At 65.3% G+C, this 1,093-nt stretch carries 1 protein-coding gene; it reads left to right on the top strand.

Translation table 11 applies throughout. From position 1 onward, the window contains the following. Positions 1-105: 105 nt before the first annotated feature. The coding region (locus V5F77_RS28900; RefSeq protein WP_429008487.1) for a DDE-type integrase/transposase/recombinase at positions 106-1,093 on the top strand (988 nt) is incomplete at its 3' end.

The following is a 1,093-nucleotide window of genomic DNA, read 5'->3' as shown; positions in this document are numbered from 1 at the left end:
TGTCTGGTCGCGGAACATTGTTGGGACCCGGTGGGGCTGGCGATCCTAGACTATCGCCGTAGCTTCGAGCGCCTGCCGCGCGCTTTCCTGGGACGGAGGTGAGCCATGCACCAGATCCATCCGAATGCCCGCACCACCCCCGCCGTCCGTGCTGAGATCGCCCGCTCCTCGGCACCCACTGGCCTGCTGGCCCAGCGCTACGGCGTCAGCACCGAGACCATCCGCAAATGGCGCAAGCGCGGCGCCGCCGACTGCCTCGATCGTTCCGCCCGCCCCCATAGCTTGCCCTGGAAGGCCACCGCCGAGGAGCGCGCGGTGGTCTGCCTGCTACGCGAAAGGACCAACTTCGCCCTCGACGATCTGACGTTCGTCGTTCGGCACTTCCTGCCGCACCTCAACCGCGACAGCGTCTGGCGCATCCTCAAGGCCGAAGGGCTGAACCGACGCCGTCCCGCAGCCTCGGAGCGTCCCGCCAGGGGCACGGGGAAGTTCCGGGACTACGACCTCGGCTTCATTCATATCGACATCAAGCAGCTGCCCATGCTGCAAACGGCCGACTTCCAGCGCCGCAAACGTTATCTCTTTGTCGCCATCGATCGCTTCTCACGCTCCGTCCACCTGGCCGTGAAGGACGACATGACCACGAACAGTGCGGTCTCTTTCCTGCGCGAGGCGGCCGCCGCCTTTCCATTCCGGATCACCCATGTGCTGACCGACAATGGCAGCTGCTTCTCACCGACCTTCGAGAAGGCCTGTGCCGAGCTGGGAGCCGAGTATCGTCACACCCGTCCCTACACGCCGCAGACCAACGGCATGGTGGAGCGCTTCAACGGTCGCATAGAGAGCGAGGTGCTCGGCATCACGATCCATTCCCATCGCGACCTGGAGCAGCTGCTGCGCGGGTTCAACGCCGCCTACAACGCCCGACGACAGCGGGTCCTGCAGGGCCGGACGCCGAACCAGATGGTCACCGAGCGCCTTGCCGTCCGACGAAAGCTCCGCGGCACCAAGCCTGCCGGGCAGGCCGGGCCGCAGGATATCGTCAAAGCCCGCATCATCGTTGAAAACGCCAAGGACGTCTCACAACCAGACA

Source organism: Roseixanthobacter psychrophilus, from assembly GCF_043195195.1.
Lineage (GTDB): Bacteria > Pseudomonadota > Alphaproteobacteria > Rhizobiales > Xanthobacteraceae > NCEH01.
The sequence above is the reverse complement of the archived record's forward strand: the minus strand, read 5'-3'. Positions and strand labels throughout refer to the sequence as shown.